Origin of the sequence: Neorhizobium petrolearium (assembly GCF_029854435.1) — a bacterium.
GTDB classification, from domain to species: Bacteria; Pseudomonadota; Alphaproteobacteria; order Rhizobiales; family Rhizobiaceae; genus Neorhizobium; species Neorhizobium petrolearium.
On record NZ_CP123000.1, the window covers coordinates 2,677,214 to 2,694,261 of the forward strand.

The following is a 17,048-nucleotide window of genomic DNA, read 5'->3' on the forward strand; positions in this document are numbered from 1 at the left end:
TTAATCTCCTGCCATGTGGTCAAAATCCATATCCGTTTCCGAAGTGTCCCCGCGCTGCCTCCGGATGATCTTCATCGCCGTGGCGACGTCCTCAAGGCTCATTTCCCTCGAGTGCCCTCTGGATCCACGGTCGAAATCGGATGCTCGGATAAGTCCGGCCTCGTCTACGTCACGTAGGGAGGTCATAGGCATTTGCAGCTTCGAATCCTGCTCTTCCCAGAACTGGCGAAGACGGGCGCTGATGTCCAAGTCCTTCATCGATCTCCCGAGTGCCAGGGCGGCGGCGTCGGTACGAGCCCTATAGAAGTCCCTTGCTGTAGGCGCGCCGATCCCGTCAGCGCCACGACCACCAATGCCCATTGCCTCGAGCATGAAGCTTCCGAGCTCGTCCGCGAATGCCACGGTGTCTCGTCGGGACAGCTTGTTCAGCATCTTGGTGGAGTCGTGCGTCAGGAATTCGGACTTCTGGTGATCCGGGAGTCCGATGAAGTCGCGCGCATCCTTCAGCATTGCCCATGTCTGGACGTAGGACGGGCGCACCCTATCAATCGCCAATTCAGACCATCTTTCGACGGCCGGCGGGGCAATCATGCGCTCGAGGAAACGATGGAAGATGTCATGGGTCTCGACGACATATCGATCTCGGCGGCTCTGAGGTGTGGGAAGTAGCATGACGAAGCCGACGTGAGTACGGCCAACTCGGCTTGAGGCCTGTATATATTCGGCAACGTCCGACGGAAGGCCCGCGAAGAACATGCTGTTGAATCTGTCCACGTCGACACCGTGGCTGATAGCGGAAGTCGCGACTATGTTCCGCAGGGTCTCGCCAACGTCTGGGTAATGCCCTTTGCCGAATGAGGTCTCGGCAAGCTTCATGACGGCTTGTATCTCCTGCATATCGATACCGCCGGAAATCAGTCGGCTCACGAACACGTCATGCGGAAGTCCGGCGGTGAGATGCTTTTGGGACACCGCTGTATGGAGGGCATCGATGACTTGGTCTCCGCCCTTTTTGTTTGTGACGTAGGCTAGGGCGATGCGATGAAGATCGATGAGAGCCATGATCTCGTCTGTTCGGCCGTCGTCCACGGCACGCTGAATTGCCGCCCGTCGCCAAGCGCCCGCCCTGCCTGGGGATACTGCCATCGCGATTTCGGCAACAGCGGCCTGCGCCTTCGTGGGTTCGAGCAGATCCTGCCAGAGATGGGTGATGATCGTGTGGAAGGAACCCAGCACTCCGACCGTTGTCACGGTGTGGGTAGCCCCGTTAGTCATGAGAGATACATAGAGCCGCATCAATGGAGATGTCGCTTCCGGGGCGAGATGATGGGGCATAGTTAGCGACAAGGTGGAGCGCTCGCTGTTCAATCGCGGCGCTTGCTCTGGTTCCGAGAAGAAGGATCGATAGATGTCTGGGCCCGGATATGGGTACCTCAGAGGTTTGCGCTGGTAGAGTGTTTTAATTTGTCTCTCCGGATCGCTGATCGTCGCGGTCGCCGCAATGATTTTGGGAAGACGCGGCACCCGCTGCCCGTCCTCATTGCGATACCGCGCCACATTTAGTTTGCTTCCGCAGATGTCATCGATAGAACTGAAAGTCTTTTCTAATAGACTGTCGAACAGTCCGCTGAACGTACCAAGGCTTTCTTCGAGCAGGTGAGCTTCGTCCTGGATGATCAAACTGGGGAAAGGGTCGTAGAATACCCGCTCGCCGCTATCGTAGGCAGGATAGACTGCTGAGGCGCCACTGCTGGAGGGTCCCTTTGAAAGGTCTTGCTGTTCGCGGGGATTTGCAAGATGGCCATCCGGCCCGATCCACCGTGCAAGGCCGAACATGCCGAGTATGTCGGTAATGGTTTGCGTGCTCTGACCAAGCATGGCGAGCTTGTCGACGGTTCCAAGAAGGATCGCTGGCGCGCGTTGATAGATGGTGTCGTCAGTGAGAAGAAATGGGAGAGGAGCGACGCCGCCATGTGCTTTGTTCCATTCACAGGACTTGTCGAAGCAAACGATAACGGCGCGCTCCTTGCCTCCAACTGTCCTGTGCCTTCTGAGGCCCGTTGAGCCGCCACAACAAGGGCACGATGGCACCTTGTTGTAGGAAGCCTGCACGTCCTGATATCTTTTCGCCTCGGAGCTGTTGCCCGTGGCGAGACTGTCCCCGTCAGCGTCGGTGCCGAGATCTGGAAGATCCGGCCTCATGTGGCTAAAGCGGTTCGGGGTGTTCGACGCTCCGACCCAAAAGCCTATCTCGATCGGCCACGACCCCGCACTCATCTCTTTTCGAACGATCTCGCTCCAGACGGTGAGCTTGAGTAGACGCTGCGCCTGCTGCAAAGTGAGAAGACGTAGAGGATAACGGATCATGGCTGTGATGCCTCGATTCTTCCCACGAAGTCTGTCCAGGAAGATCGAAAATACGAGAGCCCCGTAGAAGGCTTCTGACTTGCCACCACCCGTTGGGAAGTACAGAAGGCTAGCCGACATCTCATCCCTGTCCGCGTCGAAGAAGCCAGAGAATTCCTCGATCCTTGAGGCAAATGTCGGAATGTGCGCGAGGATGAATGCAAGCTGGAAGAGCCTCCAGCCCCTGTCCAAATGCTTGGCATCGCGACGCGCAAAGGATTCATTCATCATAAGCCAGGCGCGCCAGGGAGCGGATCTCCGGATCAACCGCTCTCGCTCAGGTCCGGAAGCATTCGTTGCCGCCAGAAATGCCTTGCGGGAGGCCACCAGTATCTCGATCCCAAGCTCGATATGCCGCGCCTCGGCCCGCTGCCCTGCAAGGTCCTCAGCAAACCGGGCTCGCTCTCGATCAGCATCATCGGTCGACAGCTCGCGGATGATCAAATCCTTGAGCGCAACTTCCTGCTGGTTGATCCAGGCTCTGTAGTCCTCGACAAGCACATGGAGTTTCTCGACGTCGTAGCCATCTGCCAGAGGTCTGAAACGGTATTCAAGGTCGATCTTACGTGGCACCACTCTGGGCTGGCTAAATCGAGGCGCCCACGTTGTCTTCAATTCGATCACGTCTTCGGCAGGTTCGTTCTCTTCAACGCCACAGTTAAGGCCGATGGCGGGATACGCCATATAGTCTCGAAAGCGATACGACGGCTCCACCCGGTCCAGTTTGACAGGTCGGTGTGCGTTGCGATCCAGGCGGAGAGTGAAACCGGTCCCGAAGATGGAATTGCACTGGAACCGGGCATCGGTCTTGCTGAGTTCTGCGCAAGAGTTGTCCAGCGTCAGTCTCATGGACACGCGTTCTGGATTCATGAAGTCACGCTGCCGCTCGGCCCGCATAACGACACCGTTGAGATTAGGAAAAACCTTGGGTTCCACAGGCGCATTGCCGAGCTTTTCGGTAAAGCTGTTCCAGCTTGCTTCGCTCGCCGCATCGGCTTGGGTGACGGTACGGTCCCTCCATAAGATCTTATCTCCGCCAGCGTTGCACCAGTCGTCGATCTGACTACGAATCAGCGGCTGCATGGATGCGGAATATTCCGCGAAAGCGGATTTCAGCGCATCGCCATGAATATCCGCGGCCCATGTGCAAGTCGGCAGATCAAGGTCGATGCGGATCCATTTCGGTGGGATCGGCGCTGGGGAGTACATGGATTCAGGGATCGTAGCGCCGCTTGTGACTAAACGTCCCAGATCAGGATTTGCCTCGAACTCAGTAGTAGCTTCCGGAGACTCGGCAGGCGTGGTGATATTCTCTTCTTCGCTCTCGCTGATTTCGGGCTTATTGAAGATCAGACCGTCTGCTCCGTCGATAGGGATACCGTACTCAGCGTAGACGTTCTTGCGAATGTCGTCCTGGATCTCCGTGCGCCGACGTTTGAGGCTCTCCTTCTGGTCTGGATCCAGTGCGCCCCAATCAGGCCGAGACAGGTTCTCGCGCTGAAAGATTTCTTCGCGGCGTTCCCGGATTGTCTTGTCGATCTCTGCCTTTTTGTCCTTTCGGATTTTGAAATCGATCGGTATCCCATATCGGTCACTCGAGATTTCTTCCCAGGTGGGTAGCACTCGGACATAGATCGAGAATTTCGGTTTCACTTCCAGTGTGCAGGTGGCGGCAGCATCCATATTGAAGTCAATGCCAATGGCGGCGATGCGGATGTCTGAGGTTTCGTCCACATCGGCTCGGAGACGTGGAAGAAGTTGGCCGGAGAATACACTGCGGCTCGGAGACTTCCCGTAGACGACACGCCCAGCTTCGTCCGACCCGCTGGATCGTTGAGTGATCATGTTCACCAGAGCGTCGCAGATAGCCTCTTTGAGTTCGACATCGATCTTGCCGAGTTCGGTGGCGTTCTTTGGTCTCATCATGGCTTGAACTTTCTCACAGAGATCACCTGACAGACATATTCCTCTGCTAGCCTTAGCAACTTCGCGATCTCAGATGCACGTTTGGCATCTCCTGCGAATGCAAGCGCTGCGTGCGGATCGGTAAGGATGTTTCGGTATGCGTCATGGAACTCCATTCCAGCTTTCATTCTGGAACTGCGCTGCGCCTTCACACCCCAATGCCAAAAACGCTCGGCTAGATCCTTGTTTATTCCCAGTGCAGCAGTGAACTTGAGAAAGGTATCAAGCTTTTGAGGGGCTTGCGTCACAACCTCATGGAGAGGTGCGTGAAGTTGCTTCTCGAGATGAATCCATCGTCTAACGGTCGGAATTTGAAGATTAGGATCGCCCATCCTTTCGATGATGGTACGGACCCTGTCATTGTCGCTGTAGCCGGGGAGCGTAGCGAAGCGCCGTACAACGTCTTCGTGGTAGCCCCGAATGGCCTCGGAGGCATTGGCGTGGATGCTGAGGAGTATCCGCGCGCGATCAATAAAACCCGAACTGATGACGCAGATACTCTCCGCGGTCTTGACATCCTTCGCCTCGATCTGGCGGAAGGTTTCCATCGATTTGGATCGATCAAGGCGAACGAGCGCAGTGCCCGGTCGCGCGATGATTTTCTGACCGCTGTCCATCGTAAACTCGAGCAGGTCTCCGTCACCTTTGCCAACGTTGCCCGCAAGATTGATGATCGACTCCGAGGGAAACTGAAGCTCTTCAGGCAGTGGAGGAGTTTCCGTCAGTTTGATCGGAGAGATTCCAAGTCCCGCGAGATCGGCGTCTGCCGCAGTGGCATACTTCTTGAGCCGAGAAGCAATCTCCGGCTCCTTTATCTGGTCGGCAAGTCGGAACGCATCCCTCGATGAGAAGGAAAGTGTGTCCCCGTCGGCGAGGATGTAGACCTCGGAAGGAAGCCAATCTCTTGCAAAAAAGGTTAGAACACCGTCGCGCGCTGGAGCGACGACGTATATCCGTTTGAACTTGTTTCGTTCGGATACTGGGAGGCCGGCGACATCTGAAAGACCGCCGGGTCCGGAAAATACGATCATTTCCTTGTCGAGACGGCTCTGGAGCTCCGGTATCTGCCTGCACAGGGCTGTCATGGCGAATTCCGCGAGGGTCTGCTTACGGAACATGAAAAGCGCCTTTGAGGAGGAATTCAGGATCGAACCCACCACTGCAGCCAACACGAAGGACATAGGCGTGGCACGGGCGAGGCTCGTCATGACTGCCTGAGCATCTCGCAATGGTGAGGCCAACTCGTCGCCGCCAATGACGTAGGCGGCAGACGCCGGATCTTGCAGATATCGCACCTGTTTCGTGATCCGGTAATTATCCATCACATCGATGGCTGCCGTCTGACCATGCTCGTCCTCAAGATAGTCATCGAACGCTCTCAACGATCCTGGCAGTGACGCTGCTCGTCGAAGCTTGCTGATGATATCGCTGACGGCGGCGGCGCCATCTCTGTCACGAGTCCGGCGTAGTCGAGCAAGGACTGGGCGAAGTTTATCAGCCACTGTCCTCCCGTCGCCGTTGAATCCCTTCGCGTCTACCACGCCGCAGCCCGACCAGTTCCGGATGGAGTCCGCGTCAACGAGAGCGGATGAGTTTAAGGATGTGATTGTCCGCGACATGGCCGGCCGCACGCTGCGGCCTCTTGCAACGCTGATCTCGCTGAAGATTTCGAACCGAGCCTTATCGAAAGCCCATGGGTCCTCTGTAACGGCGATAACACCGGAATCCGGGAAGAGCTTGCGCATGACCTTATAAATTCGAGTCGCCGCTGTCACCCAGTCATCACCGAGCCTGCCTCGACCAGTCCTCGTGAGGTCGAAAATGATGAGGTCGAGGCCGCCGCGGATCTTACGAAAAGTGATTTCATCACCTTTCCTGGCCCCGTAGAGGTAGTAGCTTGCGTCGTTACCGATGTCGGTATGCGTGCGGACCGTGTTGTGCGCCTTTAGGTCGGTCCTTGAACTTGTTCTCCAAAGCAGCGTTCCGTGCGGGTGGGCGGATCCCTCGCAATTCCCGTGAGGCATGATCTCGTCTAGCGTCGGATGTTCGAACTCGGGCCGGACCGTGCCATCTCTGCCCTTTCCGTTGAGCGTACCTACTCGGCTTAGAACGTAATGGTAATCTTGCAGAGACCTGCCGTCCTCGTTTCCGCTCGCATGTCTCGTGACGTGGGCGAGATGCGTACGATGAAGGTAGTCTCGATCCACTTGGATATCGCGAGCAGACTCATGGGTAGTCCGCGCATAGGGATAGATGAGAGCCTTGAATCCCCTCGGTCTTTCGAAGGACTTCATCTTGCTACCGTACAACTCAATTTCTGCCTCTGGGCACACTGCTACATCGGCAAGAGCAAGTAGCGACGTGACCGCCGATAGACAGACGTCGCGAGCGGGCCAAGTCATCAGGACAGTCGGCTCGCGGCTGTTCATGGATCCGATGGCGCTGCGCAGCACTTCCTCATAAACGCTCGATAAGGGAAGAACTTCACCGCCAACCATTCTGAGAGGCACCGTTCTTAGCGCGGCGATCCATGCGTCAACGTTTCTCGCGTTGGCGAGGTTCTCGTTGGCTGGATCTTGCGATAGGGTGCCGCGGGCCGCGGCTCTCGCTGCTTGGGCGGCCAGCATCTCGGGACGGCGTCGCGCCTGTTCTTGCTGCTGCCGAAGGCGATCCGAAAGCGACGTACCTGGTGCACGGCCGAAACGACTGCTGTCCCCCTTCATTAGGATGCCTCCGCCAAGCGTGGTAGACGGCCAGTTCGATACGAGATGGCGGCGGCATCTTCTGCGCTGTATCCGCGGCTCAAAGCCGCACGGAAAAATTCAGGCTGGGGGAGATCAAGCTCCCTGAGGAGCGTGACTGAAACGGTTGCTGTCCCAGAGACTGCCCGGTACCGCTCGTCAACAGCTTTTGTGTTCAGTAGTGTCGCAAGTAGGTGAATCTCCTCTGAAGTGCCCCCTGTGATGACGATCGTGTGGTTCTCGCTCACGAATCCTTGCCGTCCAGCAATCGAATCCTGATCGACAACGGCCGCGACGATCCGCCGGGGCTGGCTGCTGTTGGTCGTGCGCTGGATGATGATGGCAGGACCGCCGATAATTGCCGGGCTACCTGAGGGGACTTGGACGAAATCAATTCCGTCGCCTCGTCTGTTAACGGGGCTGCATGCTTTACCAGGGCGGACGTTCTTCGCCCAGAAGAGCGGGATAGCCAATGGATCACTTGCCTCGCAGAACTTGTCTTGCGAACGGTTCCAGACGAAGTATCCAGCCTTTGCGGAGCCACCATATGTTGCAATGGTCGCACCTCCCCGGTCACGCCCTGCGTCCCCTGGAGCAAGCCAAGGCGAAGACAGGTCTGCCGGGAGACTACCCTGCGGAATCGGATGAGAAATGCCTCCGGCTACAAACGAAGGAAACTTCACGGGGGCATTGTGGCGATGCGAAGCCCCCTTCTTTACTAAGAGAACGCTGATATCTTGTGTGACGTCTGCAAACACATCTTCGCGATTGATAACGGTGCCGAGAACGAGAATCTGCCCCTGGCTCGCGATGAATGATCGCATCAGATTGTAAAGCGGGCCACCTTTGAAGCTCGATGGGATGACAAGAGCTATAAGACCGCCAGGTTTCGCAGCGCGGAAACAAAGCTCAGTAAAGACTGCATACTTATTGATGTGGCCGCTGTGCGAGACCCGCGTCCAATAATCGTTGTCCAGATCCTTAAGACGAACTCTTCCGTAGGGGGGATTCGCGATGACGAGGTCGTAGGCCGCAGGAAACTCAGAACGGAGGCTGTCGCCAATCGTCACGATCTTTCGGTCCCGGAACCCATCGAGTTCATCGGAAATCAAGGATTCAGACATCTCTGCCAGGCAGGCGTCGATTTCGTTCCCATTCAACCTCGATGCGGCAACGGCAGGACTGACACCCTGTGCGAACATTCTCTGTGCTATGAGAGAAAGGAAAGCGGCACCGCCCGCAGCGGGATCCAGCACGTTATGTTTCTCGAGGTCGAACCCATGCTCAATGGCGAGGTTGATTACCGCTTCCGCGAGATCCGGGCGGGTGAAGTAGGTCGCCTGCGCGCGGCGCCTCTCTGCCGAGATCATTAGCGTGTAGAGCGTGCCGATCCAGTAGTTGCGTTCGCTGGAGCGGAGCGCAGACACCCGGGAGCGGAAACTGATTACCTCGGGAAGATCGTACGAGCTCAGGTCAAGGCAGACTTTTCCGAGGTCACTCCCATTTGAAATGGATTTCGATAACGCGCGCGCGGCCGCCTTTGCCACCGCAAGCATTGGCAGCTCGACCTGTTTCCTGCCCCTCAATTCGATTACCCCAAGCGCCATGAACCAAGGATCATCGCCGGCGGCATTCGACGCAACCTGATTACGTCGTAAATTCCGCCGAGGGCGTCACAATGGTTGAGTCCTCTACCCGCCAAATATTCCCGCAGGTTGTTTCAAATATTGGGTAAAGTCAAACGGGTAGAAGAGTACGCGACCCCTTGGTTGAGCCACAATGCGGAGGTTTTCGCAGACGCGGAACTATTGGGTGCAGGTTGCGAGAGCCGCCCGTGCCGCCGCGTCAGCCTGCTCGTTGCCTAGGTTCCCCGAATGCCCCTTGCACAACTGAATCCTAACCTCGCGGTTCCTGAGCAGCAGGTCATCAAGTTCTTGCCAGAGCCTGACTTCCGGGATCGCCCGACGCCTCTCACGCGAGTTCGCCCTCACCCGTTTCCATCCGTTGCCACGCCAGATGTGCCGCCATCTGCTGCAGCCTTCGACCACGTGAGCGGAGTCGGTCCAAATCACTGCGGCCGCCGTCGGCGCTTCGCTCGCTAACCAGGATGCCGCTTGGACGACAGACAGGACTTCGAAGGTGTTGTTCGATGAACCTGTCACGGCACCTGCGGCGGCGTGGATCTGTCGCTCGCCGTCCATGACCACGAAGGCCCCGCCTCCGGAGCTGGAGGCGGCATCGAAGGAGCCGTCGGCGTAGGCGTGAAGGCAGTCGATCATTGAAGTCCGTATAGGTTAGCGTGACCTTGTGCGGTCCCGCCGGCTGAAACAGGATAATGGACGAAACAAGGAGTACAATGTGCCAGATCAAACGAGAGTGGACAGCGCCCGATCCTCATTGCAGGCGTTGATCATCAACGAGGCTTGCAGCGATCAAGTCCTGCTCCCGCAGTATCGAGCGACAGCGCCCTTTGTGCGGAAACACGGCGACGAGGAGACCGTCAAAAAGCTCGTTGCTTTCGAAGACCGCCATCCAAGGCTATCAGCGGCCTTACTGTGATTCCAGTAGCCAGCCCCACACAATGTCGGTCGGGCATCGTCGCTTGAAATCGGCCGAACAAGTTCAGAATTCCTCGGTGTACACTCATGCCAAGCAGCGCGGTCTCGGTGTACACTGTTGGCAAGCCCGGTGTACGTTTCGAAGAGAGGCTGATCCGAAAAGCTCAATGATTTCTATGGGTGTCAGTGTACGCTGATGGCAAGCGCCACAAATTCTGTAGTGTCCGACCCGGACACATAGGTAACGGATCGTCCCTAAGACATAGGTAACACTTTCGGCCCGAACGAGTTTTGAAGTGGTTCCAGTCTGCATGAAACTGACGAGCCAAATACCGTCGTCGACTTCCTTGATGCCGAGTTTTTGTCCGGCCAGCACGGTGGAGATGATTATCTTCTTGCGATAGACGCAGAGGCGCCCGCAAGGATCGTCGGTTCGCGATCGGAACGTCAGCCTCCCTTCACGTATCCCAGCCCCTCGACGATCTTTCCGTCCTGAACCCGCATGAGGTTGACGCCTCGAACCCGGTCCGCTTCGCGCTCGCTCCAGCGAAGCTGCCAGCGGATGATCCCGCGGTCGCCCATCGCGGAGATTTCCTCAGCTTTGAAGACAAGATTGGCGGACGACGCCACGCTCTTCCAGAAAGTGAGGCAAGCCTCACGCCCTTCGTAGCGCGCTCCATCCGGGGCCGGAGCCGTATTTTCGAGAATACAGCCCTCGCCGACCAAATCATCGAGGTCTTCGGGGCGATGCTTCTCAAATGCGTTGTGGAAGCGTTCCACGATGTCGCGGGTAATTTTGGTGTCACTGGTCATGTTCTCACCTCGTTGCGTGATGAAACCGTCGTCTATCCCGAGCGAGTGGTCGATGATGAACGGGGCTGCGGTTGAACAAAGAAAAACGACGATGCTTGCGACTCTCGCTTGTCTTGTCGTTCTGGCTGCGGGTTACTCCAGCAAGGGCGCCGATTGACCAGGGGTTTTGGCATAGGCCAGGGCCTCGACGATCCGGCCGTTGCGGACACGGATCAGGCTAACGCCGCGCACCGAGCCGCCGTCGCCGAAATGGAAGCGCCAGCGGATATTGGCGCGATCGCCCATGACAAAAGTCTCTTCTACCTCGAAGCGGTTGACGCGGTCGGCCGCCATGGCCTGCCAGAATGCCAGGTTGACGTCGTAGCCTGCATAGCGCGTGCCGTCCGGCGCCGGCTGGATCGACTCCATGACGCAATCCGGTGCGATCGGGTCTTCGAAGATCACAGGATCGTGTTCCTCAAACGCCTGGTTGAACCGACGGATGACTTCGGCTGTCTCTCGGGGCGGCATAATATTCCTCCTATACAGAAAGGTCTGTCTAGTTCTTGCACTGTACAGACCTGTCTGTTAAAGTCAACCCATGAAACAACGTACATCTGAAACCCCACCTGAAGCCGGGTCCGCGCGCCGTCGTCTGCTGGAAACCGCGACGCGACTTTTCTACGAGGGGGGGATCCATGCTGTCGGTATCGACCGCATCATCGCAGAAGCCGGCGTGGCCAAGGCGACTTTCTACAACCACTTTCCCTCGAAGGATGACCTCGTCGTCGCCTATCTCCAAGAGATAGACCGGCTCGGCCGGGCGGCAGTTGCCTCCCTTCACAAGCAACCTCCTCGGAAAATGATCCTGGCTATCATGGGGCGCATCAGCGAGGCTGTGACCGCGGGAGGCTGGCGGGGGTGTCCATTCCTCAACGCGGCGGCCGAATATCCCGATCCAGCCAGCCCTGTGCGACAAGCGATCAATGCGCGCCGCGTCTGGTATCACAACAGTCTCGAGAACCTTCTTATAGAGGACGGCGACCCCGCTCCCTCCGTCACCGCATCCCTTCTCGTCGCGCTTTCGGACGGCCTGCTGGAAAGTGCCTATCTGGATGACACTGAAAGCGTCCCCGCCCTTGTCTGCGAGGCGGTGACGAGACTGCTGGACCGCCGATGAAGGCCGCTCGCCGACCAAGCAGCACCGGTCTGAGCCAATTGTTGGATCTCCAGCAGCAGCGCGATTGGATGGAGGGCAAGACGACCCTGTGCGACGCCGACGAGCGTTCGGAGTCACTGGAACTGCGCTTCAAATATCTCGTCCGGTTTGAGAAGCTGCTGGGCCGACCGCAGGCGCCAGAGGTTCTGGAGATTCTCAGGCGTTACGGCCGCGACTGTATCCCGATCCCCTGCCGGACCGAACGGCACTATTGGTCGGTTTCCTGTCTACCGTCGACGCCGGGAAAGGCGCTCGTTCGCATAAATGCGAGCTGGATGGAGCTTTTCTCGCTCTATGCGGACGGCGCGGGCGTCCGCGCGCTTTTCGTGGTGCATCTTTCCAATTTCACCACCGACCATTCACTCGATCACGACCAAGTGGATGAAGCTTTTCTTGAGCGCTGTGTCGTGATGCCGGAAGACGTTAGCTATTTCTTCCCGCGAGGCGACGACATTTTCGGCATCAGGGTTCGCGGCTTCTCCTCGATCGGCAAATTCCTCGCGGAGCCCCGAGCGTTGCTGGCCATCCGGGCGTTCAACCTGACGCATATGAACCGGGGCCGGAACGCCTATCAGGCGAGCCACTGCTATCACCTGGCGGATCACATGCTGAGTGATGAAGAACGCTGAATAACGGCCCAGGACATCGGAGCGGCGGCGGTTCGGTGGAAAGGCAGGCCAAACGGGGAGCGAGGCGGCCGCGTGGGCCGGAACTACAGATATGAGATGATGTTTCTGCCTTGAAACAGCCTGAGGAAAGCAACATGGCTGATCCGCAGTTCACGCGCATACCAATCGCCAAGACCGGTGGAAAGCCGACAGCTAGGAGCTTAGGGAAGGCGAATGGTACGTTGCAGCATTCGCACCGGCGCACCTGACCGCCATCAACGGAGGTGTGCCTCGATAGTGGGGACGCTAGAGAGCCATCCTCGCGCGTAGGCGGGGCCCGATCCAGTCGAGGAAGCATCGCACCTTCAGCGGCAGGGGATCGGCTGCTCCATGGATCACGTTCACCGGCAGCGGTTCCGGTGCGAACTCCGTCAGCAATTCCTGCAGCGCGCCGGAGCGCAACTGATCGGAGATCTGGTAGGACAGCAAGCGGATAATGCCGATACCGGCCAGTGCAGCCTGAATGGCAGCTTCCGTCGTGTTGACCGCGAGTTTGGAGCGCGGCTCGACGGCAAAGGCCGCGCCGTCCCGGCGGTAGCGCCATTCCGGCGCGGTCGCGAAGCCCTGGAAGCTTATGCCGTCATGCTGGGCGAGGTCATCCGGCTGACGCGGCACTCCTCGGCGGGCGAGATAGCCGGGGCTCGCGCAGATCACCCGGCGGACGGCGCCTACGCGCGTTGCGATAAGCGCGCTGTCCGCCAGATGCCCGATCCGCAGGGCCACATCGACGTGCTCATCCGCCAGACTTAGCTGCCGATCGACCAGCGTCAGGCGCAGGTTGATATCCGGGTGCTCCTTCAGGAACTCCAGCGCAATTGGCAGCAGATGTCGCTCGCCGAAGGCAATCGGTGCGGTCACGTGCAGCCCGCCACGCAGCGCGCCATGATCGCCGCTGGCCTGCCGCTCCGCCACGTCCAGTTCCTCCAGAATGCGACGTGACGCGGCAACGAAGGCGCGCCCCTCCTCCGTCATGGCGAGGCCGCGGCGGGTGCGCAGGACCAAGCGCACACCAAGGTGCTTTTCGAGATCAGCGACCTTGCGGCTGACCGTGGCGAGCGGTGCATTCAGTCGCCGCGCCCCGGCCGAGAGGCTGCCGGCCTCGACCACCGCCAGCAGCACCGACATTGCTTCGAACCGATCCATCGAATCCTTCCAGAATTTGAGAGGAAAGCTCTCTAAATGGCAGGATACCCTATTCGTTTTGGATAGCATAGCTTTCACTCCGCCTAGGGGGGACGCCGGCCGGCTCCCCGTATATCCAATGATCCGGAGGAAGAAGTCATGCCTCAACTATCTCGTCGCTCCTTTGTCAGCGCCCTTCCTCTAGGCCTCGCCGGGGGAAGCCTCCTCGGGGGAGGCCTGATCGGTGGCGCTTCCGTGCCCGCCCTGGCCGCGATGCAGGATGTCGCCAAGACGCCGGTCAGCGTTACGCCGCTAGCGCAGATCCGCATCGGCCGCTTCACGGTGACTGCCCTGACGGACGGGTATGCCGATATGCCCTACGATTATTTCCCAGGACGCACCGCGGCCGAGGTCGAACAGGCGGCAATCGCGCAGTTCACCGCCCGGCCGAGCGGCGTGCGGTTCCTCTTCAACCAGTATCTCGTCGAGGATGGCGAGCGTCGCATCCTGATCGATGCCGGTCCAGCGGGCTCGATCGGGCAGACCGGCGAACTGCCGCAGGCGCTCGGCGCGCTCGGTCTGCAGCGCGACCAGATCGACGCGGTGATCGTGACGCACATGCATCAGGATCACATGGGCGGTCTGATCGTCGGGGGCAAGAAAAACTACCCCAAGGCGGAACTCTACATCGATCGTCGCGACGTGAGACATTGGACAGACCCGGCCAAGCGCAGCGGCGCGCCCGATTATCTGCAGACCAGCTTCCAGATGGCGGAGGAGGTCGTGCGCCTCTACCCGAAACTCCAGGCGATCGACGGCGAGCGTGAGATTGCGCCGGGCGTCTCCATTGTCGACCTTACCGGCCATACACCCGGCCATATCGGCGTGCGGGTCGAAGATGGCGGGCAGAGCCTCATCATGGTTTCGGATATGATCTTTCCGGTCGTGCATCCCGGGGCGACCGATGTGTTTTTCCTGTTCGAGCAGGACCCTGCAGCGGCCAAAGCGATGCGCGACCGCTTTTTTCCTCGCGCCGCTTCGGAAGGCGCGCTCATCGCCGCCACGCACATGCCCTTCCCAGGGCTCGGTCGTGTCGTCGCCGACCGCGGGCAGTTGCGCTGGCAGGTGGCAGACTGGGCCCTACAGAACTGAGGTCCGCTCCGGCGGTCGCGGCGTCTGAAGATCTTTGGTCACACGAGCATCATCGATGCCGGGGACGACCCGGTGCTGGCGAAGAAGCTACAGCACCCGACTACCCCGTTCGCGTGGAACGCCTCGTCCTCATCGCGGTGGAGGCGTTTGACTGGAACTAGGCCGAGGCCGCCCCCGCGAGCCATATGTGGCGCCGAATTCCATCCGGAGAACCAGACTCGATGAAAACCAGCTTATCCGCAGCCGCTCACCCCATCACACGTGCCGATTGCCTGTCTTCGCAACCGCGAACACCGTGCTGGCATCGCTGACGATGGCAACATGCGAATAAGCCGTCTGGCCCGCGGCCGCACCGTCCGCTCGCATGATCGCGGTGACGATCGCGTCGTGCTCCTCATAAGACCTTGCAAGGCGTCCCGGCAGACGAAATTGCGCGCGACGGAACGGCGCCAGCCGAGCACGAGTCTGGGTCACCAGCTCGAAAACATGCTCGTTGTGCGCGCCACGATAGAGCCGCGTATGGAACTCTGTGTTGTGCGCCGAATAATCCTCTTCCGCGCCGGTATGTACCAGCTTTATGGATGCTCGGTGGTCAAGCTCCAGTGCCCGCCTTTCGTCGACGGTCATCCGCTCAGCCGAGAGCCTTGCGCAGATCGCTTCGAGCTCAGCCATCGCCTCGAACATCGAATGCAGATAGGCCTCGGTGACGTTGGTGACAACGGCGCTGCGGTTCGGTTCGCGCGCCACCAGACCCATCACCCCAAGTTCTCGCAGGGCTTCCCGCACGGGTGTTCGGGACACCTCGAACCGGGCAGCAAGTGAAACCTCGTCAAGCTTCTCGCCCGGCAGCACCGCACCAGTAACGATCATGTCGGCGATCGCCCGCACCATTTGCTCAACGGTGGTTCCGGTTCGGGTGATTTCCCTGCGTCTGATCTGGCTCACGCTACTCTCTGCTCGATTCGACGTTCTGCATACAGATGCCGCTCCGCAGCTGATAAGTCAAATGACGTCCAGAAGGCACTGGTAATTTTCAACTTTCTAATCGCGCAGTTCCGCCCTCAGCAATTGCCGTATCGCCTGAAAGCCAACCGCACGGCTAAATAATAATCATTGGCCATTTCTTAATCGAAATTATGGACAATCTGTATGCACTTTTCATAAGGCATGGATCAAAATGAGATTTTCTGCAACTAAAACAATATCTTGAATTCTGGCATGCACATTGCATGCACTTTTTGGCACCCGTTCAAACCCGGCCACACGCCGCAAGGAGATTCCCGATGACCAGACTCCTTTCCATGAATCGCCGCAATTTTCTCCAAACCTCCGCCGCCGGCGCGCTGGCCGGCATCGTGCCGGGCCTGGCCGGCTCGCCTGTGGCCGCCCAGACAGCGCTCACCATCGGCTTCATCTATGTCGGGCCGAAGGACGACTACGGCTATAACCAGGCGCATGCCGAAGGTGCTGCCGTCATCAAGGCCATGCCGGGCATTACCCTGGTCGAGGAAGAAAACGTCCCCGAGACCGTCAACGTTCAGAAGACGATGGAATCGATGATCAATCTCGACGGCGCCGCACTGCTCTTCCCGACTTCCTTCGGTTACTTCGATCCCCACATGCTGGCCATGGCAGCAAAATACCCGGATGCGGAATTCCGTCATTGCGGCGGCCTGTGGCAGGAAGGCAAACATCCGGCCAATACCGGCTCCTATTTCGGCTATATCCATCAGGGCCAGTACCTGAACGGCGTCACCGCCGGCTATGCCTCGAAGAGCAAGAAGATAGGCTTCGTCGCCGCCAAGCCCATCCCGCAGGTGCTGCAGAACATCAACGCTTTCCTTCTCGGCGCCCGCTCCGTCGATCCGGCCATCACCTGTCAGGTTATCTTCACGGGTGAATGGTCGCTCGCCGTCAAGGAAGCGGAAGCCACCAACGTGCTGATCGACCAGGGCGCCGACGTCATCACCTGCCATGTCGACAGCCCGAAGGTGGTGGTCGAAACCGCTGCCGGCCGCGGTGCCTTCGTCTGCGGGTACCACGCCAACCAAAGCGCGCTCGCCAAGGACAAGTACCTGACCGGTGCGGAATGGGCCTGGGGCAATGTCTACACGAATTTCATCAAGGCGGCCCAGAGCGGCGGCAAGCTCGGCAATTTCGTCCGCGGCGGCCTGAAGGACGGTTTCGTCAAGATGAGCCCGCTTGGTCCGGCCGTTTCCGCCGAGGCCCGCAAGAAGTTCGAGGCGACGCTCGCCGAAGCCATGGCCGGTAAGCTCTCGGTCTTCAAGGGGCCGCTGAAGGACAACAAGGGCAATGTCGTGATCACCGCGGACAAGGCCTATGCCGAAGATGCGATCGATCTCGAAAGCATGGCCTATCTGGTTGAAGGCGTTGTCGGATCGACCTCCTGACGCGGCGGACCTGA

Annotated in this window: 13 protein-coding genes and 1 pseudogene; 5 read left to right on the forward strand and 9 right to left on the reverse strand. The window is 58.7% G+C overall.

Annotation, left to right across the window (positions count from 1 at the left end):
- The 7 genes and pseudogenes from QEO92_RS13450 to QEO92_RS13480 all read right to left on the reverse strand — a co-directional run bounded on the left by QEO92_RS13450 (window position 1) and on the right by QEO92_RS13480 (window position 10,993).
- Entirely contained in the window at window positions 1-4,332 is a 4,332-nt protein-coding gene (locus QEO92_RS13450; RefSeq protein WP_227703385.1) for a DEAD/DEAH box helicase family protein, read from the reverse strand.
- A complete protein-coding gene (locus QEO92_RS13455; RefSeq protein WP_227703386.1) occupies window positions 4,329-7,094 on the reverse strand; it encodes a hypothetical protein in 2,766 nt (921 codons plus the stop codon). Before QEO92_RS13455 ends, QEO92_RS13450 begins: the two co-directional genes overlap by 4 nt.
- Window positions 7,094-8,719, reverse strand: coding sequence for an Eco57I restriction-modification methylase domain-containing protein (locus QEO92_RS13460; RefSeq protein WP_227703387.1), 1,626 nt, complete (start codon window positions 8,717-8,719; stop codon window positions 7,094-7,096). Before QEO92_RS13460 ends, QEO92_RS13455 begins: the two co-directional genes overlap by 1 nt.
- Before the next feature lie 198 nt (window positions 8,720-8,917).
- Window positions 8,918-9,391 carry an RNase H family protein gene (locus tag QEO92_RS13465; RefSeq protein ID WP_227703388.1) on the reverse strand — a complete coding sequence of 158 codons (474 nt, stop codon included), beginning with the start codon at window positions 9,389-9,391 and terminating at the stop codon, window positions 8,918-8,920.
- A gap of 534 nt (window positions 9,392-9,925) precedes the next feature.
- A pseudogene (locus QEO92_RS13470) lies at window positions 9,926-10,091 on the reverse strand (IS481 family transposase); the annotation flags it as partial.
- A gap of 26 nt (window positions 10,092-10,117) precedes the next feature.
- Window positions 10,118-10,483 carry a nuclear transport factor 2 family protein gene (locus tag QEO92_RS13475; RefSeq protein ID WP_227703389.1) on the reverse strand — a complete coding sequence of 122 codons (366 nt, stop codon included), beginning with the start codon at window positions 10,481-10,483 and terminating at the stop codon, window positions 10,118-10,120.
- Between the two features lie 132 nt (window positions 10,484-10,615).
- The gene (locus QEO92_RS13480; protein WP_227703390.1) at window positions 10,616-10,993 is read right to left on the reverse strand and encodes a nuclear transport factor 2 family protein; all 378 of its coding nucleotides are present in this window, start codon (window positions 10,991-10,993) and stop codon (window positions 10,616-10,618) included.
- 70 nt (window positions 10,994-11,063) lie between these two features.
- Between QEO92_RS13480 and QEO92_RS13485 the strand changes: the two genes are divergently transcribed.
- Together QEO92_RS13485 and QEO92_RS13490 are read left to right on the forward strand one after the other, a co-directional pair.
- Complete coding sequence (locus QEO92_RS13485) at window positions 11,064-11,642, forward strand: TetR/AcrR family transcriptional regulator (RefSeq protein WP_227703391.1); 579 nt, start codon at window positions 11,064-11,066, stop codon at window positions 11,640-11,642.
- Window positions 11,639-12,310 carry a hypothetical protein gene (locus tag QEO92_RS13490; RefSeq protein WP_227703392.1) on the forward strand — a complete coding sequence of 224 codons (672 nt, stop codon included), beginning with the start codon at window positions 11,639-11,641 and terminating at the stop codon, window positions 12,308-12,310. The genes QEO92_RS13485 and QEO92_RS13490 overlap by 4 nt, the downstream gene beginning before the upstream one ends.
- A gap of 285 nt (window positions 12,311-12,595) precedes the next feature.
- Here QEO92_RS13490 and QEO92_RS13495 read toward each other — a convergent pair whose 3' ends face one another.
- Entirely contained in the window at window positions 12,596-13,492 is an 897-nt protein-coding gene (locus QEO92_RS13495) for a LysR family transcriptional regulator (protein WP_227703393.1), read from the reverse strand.
- 138 nt (window positions 13,493-13,630) lie between these two features.
- On the opposite strand from QEO92_RS13495, the gene QEO92_RS13500 reads away from it, so the two are divergent.
- The gene (locus tag QEO92_RS13500; RefSeq protein ID WP_227703394.1) at window positions 13,631-14,623 is read left to right on the forward strand and encodes an MBL fold metallo-hydrolase; all 993 of its coding nucleotides are present in this window, start codon (window positions 13,631-13,633) and stop codon (window positions 14,621-14,623) included.
- Between the two features lie 255 nt (window positions 14,624-14,878).
- Here QEO92_RS13500 and QEO92_RS13505 read toward each other — a convergent pair whose 3' ends face one another.
- On the reverse strand, window positions 14,879-15,568 hold the full coding sequence (locus tag QEO92_RS13505) for a GntR family transcriptional regulator (protein ID WP_227703395.1): 690 nt from the start codon (window positions 15,566-15,568) through the stop codon (window positions 14,879-14,881).
- A 182-nt stretch (window positions 15,569-15,750) separates the two neighbouring features.
- On the opposite strand from QEO92_RS13505, the gene QEO92_RS33230 reads away from it, so the two are divergent.
- The gene (locus QEO92_RS33230; protein WP_425272379.1) at window positions 15,751-15,804 is read left to right on the forward strand and encodes a hypothetical protein; all 54 of its coding nucleotides are present in this window, start codon (window positions 15,751-15,753) and stop codon (window positions 15,802-15,804) included.
- 102 nt (window positions 15,805-15,906) lie between these two features.
- Window positions 15,907-17,034, forward strand: coding sequence for a BMP family ABC transporter substrate-binding protein (locus QEO92_RS13510; protein WP_227703396.1), 1,128 nt, complete (start codon window positions 15,907-15,909; stop codon window positions 17,032-17,034).
- Window positions 17,035-17,048 lie beyond the last annotated feature (14 nt).